5 protein-coding genes and 2 pseudogenes are annotated in these 5691 nt (G+C 70.3%); 6 read left to right on the top strand and 1 reads right to left on the bottom strand.

Annotation, left to right across the window (positions count from 1 at the left end):
- Nucleotides 1-773 (bottom strand): annotated as a pseudogene (locus I5G_RS18095) (transcriptional antiterminator); the annotation flags it as partial.
- A 168-nt stretch (nt 774-941) separates the two neighbouring features.
- Between I5G_RS18095 and I5G_RS18100 the strand changes: the two are divergent.
- The 6 genes and pseudogenes from I5G_RS18100 to I5G_RS26640 all read left to right on the top strand — a co-directional run.
- Nucleotides 942-1268 carry a PTS sugar transporter subunit IIB gene (locus I5G_RS18100; RefSeq protein WP_022880317.1) on the top strand — a complete coding sequence of 109 codons (327 nt, stop codon included), beginning with the start codon at nt 942-944 and terminating at the stop codon, nt 1266-1268.
- Nucleotides 1269-1290: 22 nt separating this feature from the next.
- Nucleotides 1291-1566, top strand: coding sequence for an HPr family phosphocarrier protein (locus I5G_RS18105; RefSeq protein WP_022880318.1), 276 nt, complete (start codon nt 1291-1293; stop codon nt 1564-1566).
- Between the two features lie 15 nt (nt 1567-1581).
- Nucleotides 1582-3263, top strand: a pseudogene (gene ptsP / locus I5G_RS23490) (phosphoenolpyruvate--protein phosphotransferase).
- Between the two features lie 53 nt (nt 3264-3316).
- Entirely contained in the window at nt 3317-4945 is a 1629-nt protein-coding gene (locus tag I5G_RS18115) for a PTS mannitol transporter subunit IICB (RefSeq protein ID WP_022880319.1), read from the top strand.
- 102 nt (nt 4946-5047) lie between these two features.
- The gene (locus tag I5G_RS18120) at nt 5048-5485 is read left to right on the top strand and encodes a PTS sugar transporter subunit IIA (protein WP_022880320.1); all 438 of its coding nucleotides are present in this window, start codon (nt 5048-5050) and stop codon (nt 5483-5485) included.
- A partial coding sequence (locus I5G_RS26640; protein WP_026096067.1) for a potassium-transporting ATPase subunit KdpA occupies nt 5482-5691 on the top strand: 210 nt, incomplete at its 3' end. The genes I5G_RS18120 and I5G_RS26640, both read left to right, overlap by 4 nt.

The following is a 5691-nucleotide window of genomic DNA, read 5'->3' on the forward strand; positions in this document are numbered from 1 at the left end:
TGCACGCCGATGTGCTTGAGGGTCAGCCGGTCGAGGAGATCCGCGACGGCGTCCACGGCATCCGAGGACTCTCCCGCCGCCGCCCCGAGGCCCCGGTCGCGCGTGACCCGATCGGCGGCGATCGCGATGTGCATGACGACGTCGCCGATGCCGATCTCGTTCACGAAGTAACCGAGGGCGCCGAGTTCGGCGACCAGCTCGGCCTTGAACGGTCCGAACGCGCGCGCCCCGACCGACCTCTCGCCCAGCGTGCGCCGGAGGGCGTCGAGGTCGAACATGCCGGCATCCATCTCGTCGTGCGCGAGCTTGGACAGCAGCCGCCGCTGGGCGACTTCGGTCCCGCGGAGGCGAGCCGTGGATGCCGAGCGCTCGAGGGTCAGTTCGGTCCCGCCGAGCAGCCCGCGTACGCGCGCGAGATCCGCCTCGAGGGTCGCGGCGCTGACGTGCAGCGAGTCGGCGGTCTCGTAGACGTCGATGCCGTCGGCCGCGTCGAGGAGACGCCGGACGAGAGTGTGCAGACGATCACGGGGCGTGCCGCTGTCGGCGGGCGACCCGGCGCGCAGGGCGAGGGCCGCGTCCGCGCCGGCGCGGTAGCCGAGCGGGCCCGACTCGATCGCCGCGCCCCCGGGGACGCGGGCGTTGACCGCCGTCACGTACGAACGCACGCTGCGCGGCGTCACACCCAGCGCATCCGCCAGCGACGCCGCGGTGGACCACTCCGCGTCCCGCAACAGCAAGGCCAGCAGGCGGTCTTGCCGAGCTTTCGTCGTCACGATCCGTCCTCCGCGCCGCCCCTGGAACGGCAACGCTTCCCCCATCCAACCACGCGAGGTCACCCCCGGCGCCGGGGGCGCGGCATCCACGTTCCGGGGGGTGGGAAACGAACCTGGTTGTCCGCTGTGAACGGCGGTGCGCAGAATCGAGGGAAAGGAGGCGGGTCGATGAAGATCCTCGTGGTGTGCGGCGCGGGTGCGTCGAGCACATTCGTCGCACAGCGTGTACAGCGCGCCGCCCACGATCGCGGCCTCCCGTACTCCGCTTCGGCGGGGACCGTGCAGTCGCTCCCGATCGACCTGCCCGCGACCGACATCGTTCTCGTCGGCCCGCACCTCGGTCCCGAGTTCGAGCGGATCCGACAGGATGCCGCGACACGGGGGGTACGCGTCGTGCTGCTCCCCGAGGACGTCTTCTCCGACCTGACCGGTACCCGCACGCTCGCTCTCGTGGAAGAGGCGATGGGCGCGCGGGAATCCGCGGACACCGTCTGACCCGCCACCGGAAAGGAACCCCATGCCCCAGATCACCCGGACGGTCCGCATCGGATCGTCGCGCGGCCTGCACGCCCGCCCCGCGAAGCTCTTCGCGCAGGCGGCGAAAGAGTCTGGCATCCCGGTGACGATCGCGAAAGACGCGGGCGCCCCGGTCAACGCCGCCAGCATCCTGGGGATCATCGCCCTCGGCCTCGAGCAGGGCGATTACGTGACTCTCACGGCCGACGGCGACACCGCCGAGGCGACGCTCGAGCGCCTCGCCGAGCTGCTGACCACCGACCACGACGCCGAGTAAAGGAACACCAGGAACATGACGGAACTTCGCGGAGTCGGTATCGGACTTGGCGTCGCCCAGGGACCCATCGCGCGCATGGCGGAGCCCCTCCCCGCCCCGAAGGACACCCCCAGCGATCGCTCGGTCGAGGAGGAGACGGCCCGTGTTCGCGAGGCCGTTGCCGCCGTCGCGCGCGAGCTCGAGGCGCGGGGCGCGCAGGCCGGCGGCGCTGCGCGCGATGTGCTCGAGGCGCAGGCGATGATCGCCGAGGACCCGACCCTCGAAGCCGAGGTCGACACGCGCCTGGCCGCGGGTAAGAACGGCGAGTTCGCCGTGCACGACGCCTTCGCCTCCTTCCGCGAGCAGCTCGTCGCGCTCGGCGGCTACCTCGGCGAGCGCGCCGCCGACCTCGACGACGTCGCGCAGCGGGTCATCGCGCGCCTCCGCGGCGTCGCGGCTCCCGGCATCCCGGATCCGGGCCACCCGTTCGTGCTCGTCGCGAAGGACCTCGCCCCCGCCGACACGGCGCTCCTCGACCTCGACAAGGTGCTCGCGCTCGTCACGACCGAGGGCGGGCCCACCTCGCACACCGCGATCCTCGCCCGGGAGAAGTCGATCGTCGCCGTCGTCGGCGCGAGCGGAGCGAAGGACCTCGTCGACGGTCAGACGGTGATCGTGGATGCCGCTGCGGGCGTCGTCACGGTCGACCCCAGCGCCGACGACCTCGAGCGGGCGAAGAACCGCGCCGACGCGCGAGCCGCTGCGGCCTCCGCCCCGATCACGGACGGCGCGCTGTCCGACGGCACCAAGGTCCCGCTGCTCGCGAACCTCGGCAAGCCCGGCGGCGCCGCGGAGGCCGTCGAGCTCGGCGCCGAGGGCGTGGGTCTCTTCCGCACCGAATTCCTCTTCCTCAGCTCCAGCTCCGCCCCGACCGTCGAGGAGCAGCGCGCCGCGTACATCGAGCTGCTGAGCGCCTTCCCCGGCAAGAAGGTGGTCGTGCGCGTGCTCGACGCCGGCGCCGACAAACCCCTCCCCTTCCTCAACGACGCGCACGAGGAGAACCCCGCGCTCGGCCTCCGAGGTCTGCGCGCCCTCCGCGCGAGCGAGGACATCCTGCGCGAGCAGCTCACCGCCCTCGCCGAAGCGGATGCCGAGACCCGGAAGTCCGCGGCGGGCCCTGCCGACCTGTGGGTCATGGCGCCCATGGTGTCGACCGTCGAGGAGACCCGCTACTTCACGACCCTCGCCAAGGAGTACGGCCTCAAGACCACGGGCGTCATGGTCGAGGTCCCCTCCTCGGCGCTGCTCGCCGACCGCATCCTGCAGATCGCCGACTTCGCCTCGATCGGCACGAACGACCTGACGCAGTACACGCTCGCCGCCGACCGGCTGCTCGGTTCGGTCGCATCGTTCCAGGACCCGTGGCATCCCGCCGTCCTGCGCCTCATCCGCGAGGTCGGCGCCGCCGGCCGCGCGAACGGAAAGCCCGTCGGCATCTGCGGCGAAGCGGCGGCCGACCCGCTGCTCGCCGTGGTGCTCGTCGGCCTCGGCGCGACCACGCTGTCGATGGCGCCAACGCCCTCGCGGACGTCCGCGCCTCGCTGCTCACCCACTCTCTCGACGACGCGCGCCGCATCGCCGAGGCAGCCCTGGCCGCCGACGACGCGGCCTCCGCTCGGGAGGCCGCTCAGGCAGCCTCCGCATCCCCCGCGGCCTGAGCCGCTCGACACCCCGCGACCCCGGTCGCATCCCACAACAAGGAGACACAGCAATGACGACGGCGTCTACAGCCAACAAGCCGGGAGGTGCACGCGTCGCGGTCCAGCGATTCGGCACGTTCCTCTCCGGCATGATCATGCCCAACATCGCGGCCTTCATCGCGTGGGGCCTCATCACCACCCTCTTCATCTCGGCCGGCTGGCTGGGCAAGTGGTACCCGGTCGCCGACATGCTCGGCGGCTTCGGTGACGCCGGCAAGGTGGGCTGGCAGCACGCCATGACCACTCTGGCGGCCAACCCCGACGGCACGACCTTCCCGCAGTACGTGGGTCTGGTCGCCTCGATGATCACGTACCTGCTGCCCCTGCTGATCGCGAACACCGGTGGCCGCATGGTCTACGGCGAGCGCGGTGGCGTGGTCGCCTCGATCGCGGTCATGGGTGTCATCGTCGGCACCACGATCCCGATGTTCCTCGGCGCGATGATCATGGGTCCGCTCGCGGCCTGGATCACCAAGCAGATGGACAAGCTGTGGGACGGCAAGATCCGCCCCGGCTTCGAGATGCTCGTGAACAACTTCTCCGCCGGCATCCTCGGCATGCTCCTCGCCATCGCCGGCTTCTTCGGCTTCGGCCCGGTCTTCTCGGCGATCAGCTCGTTCCTCGGCAGCATCGTCAACGGCCTGGTCAGCGTCGGTCTGCTCCCGCTGCTCTCGATCATCGTCGAGCCCGCCAAGGTGCTGTTCCTCAACAACGCCATCAACCACGGTGTGTTCACGCCCCTCGGCATCCAGCAGGCCGCCGAGACCGGCAAGTCGATCCTGTTCCTCATCGAGGCCAACCCCGGACCCGGTCTCGGCGTCCTCCTCGCCTTCACCTTCTTCGGCGTCGGCGCGGCCAAGGCCTCGGCCCCGGGCGCGATCATCATCCAGTTCTTCGGTGGCATCCACGAGATCTACTTCCCCTACGTGCTGATGAAGCCGATCCTGTTCCTCTCGGTCATCGCGGGCGGTATGACCGGCGTCGCGACGAACGCGATCTTCAACAGTGGTCTGCGCTTCCCCGCGGCTCCGGGAAGCATCATCGCCGTGCTGCTGGCCACCGCGCCGGACAGCTACGTGGGCGTCATCCTCTCGGTGATCCTCTCGGCGACGGTCTCGTTCCTCCTGTCGGCGCTGTTCCTCATCCGCACCCGCAAGCGCGACCTCGCCACCGAGGGCGCCGGCGACCTGTCGGCCGCGATCGCTGCGACCGAGGCGAACAAGGGCAAGGAGTCCGCGACGCTCGGCGCGCTGCGGGGCCGTACGTCGAACGACGACGTGCTCGCCTCCGCCGACCGCGACGTCGAGGGCGCCCTGGACGGCCTCGGGGGCGCCGTGGCGACGAAGCAGCTGAACACGATCGTGTTCGCCTGCGACGCCGGCATGGGCTCCTCCGCAATGGGCGCCAGCGTCCTGCGCAACAAGATCAAGAAGGCGGGCATCGAGGGCGTCACGGTCACCAACCAGGCGATCGCGAACCTCGACGGCACGGCCGACCTGGTCATCACGCAGAACCAGCTGACCGACCGCGCGAAGGCGCAGAACCCCGACGCGATCCACGTCTCGGTGGACAACTTCATGAACTCGCCGAAGTACGACGAGGTCGTGGAGATGGTCCGCAGCCAGCACGAGGCGAAGTAACTCCCACACGCCAGGGGCTGGGGCACAACCCCGGCCCCTGGCGTCTTCCCGTCCGGCCCGTGGTTTGCGAGGCTGGACAGTACGACGAGAAAGGCGAGAACCATGTCGGACGTCCTCCGCATCGAATCCGTTCGCATCCACCCCGGCAGCGCCACCCGCGAGGAGGCGATGAAGGAAGCCGCCGATCTGCTCGAAGCCGCCGGCTCGGTCACCGGCGAATACTTCGCCGCCATGCAGCAGCGCGAGGAGACGGTGTCCACCTACATGGGCAACGAACTCGCCATCCCCCACGGCACCAACGAGACCAAGCAGGCCATCCTGACGTCCGGCCTGTCGGTGGTCCGCTACGACGGCGGCGTCGACTGGGGCGGGGAGCCCGTCACCTTCGTCATCGGCATCGCCGGCAAGGGCGACGAGCACCTCGAGATCCTGTCGCAGATCGCCATCCTCTTCTCCGAGGAGGACGACGTCGCGCGCCTGAAGGCCGCCTCCTCCCCCGAGGAGCTGTTCCAGGCCCTGTCGGGCTCCGTCAACGCATGAAGGCCGTCCACTTCGGAGCCGGGAACATCGGTCGCGGCTTCGTCGGCCTCCTGCTCCACGAGGGCGGCTACGACCTCGTCTTCTCGGACGTGTCCGCGCCGCTCGACGTCGAGTCGACCTCGATCCTGAACCCGGGCGTCCACGGCCTGAGCGAGGTGCTCTACGCCTTCACGTCGGCGGCGAACAACAACGGCTCGGCGTTCGCG

Source organism: Microbacterium sp. B19 (genome assembly GCF_000333395.1).
In the GTDB taxonomy this organism is placed as follows: Bacteria; Actinomycetota; Actinomycetes; order Actinomycetales; family Microbacteriaceae; genus Microbacterium.

Excerpts from the sequence above, each read along its gene's own strand:
- I5G_RS18120 (WP_022880320.1), top strand. The coding sequence starts at position 5,048 with ATGTCGGACGTCCTCCGCATCGAATCCGTTCGCATCCACCCCGGCAGC.
- I5G_RS18100 (WP_022880317.1), top strand. The coding sequence starts at position 942 with ATGAAGATCCTCGTGGTGTGCGGCGCGGGTGCGTCGAGCACATTCGTC.
- I5G_RS18105 (WP_022880318.1), top strand. The coding sequence starts at position 1,291 with ATGCCCCAGATCACCCGGACGGTCCGCATCGGATCGTCGCGCGGCCTG.
- I5G_RS18115 (WP_022880319.1), top strand. The coding sequence starts at position 3,317 with ATGACGACGGCGTCTACAGCCAACAAGCCGGGAGGTGCACGCGTCGCG.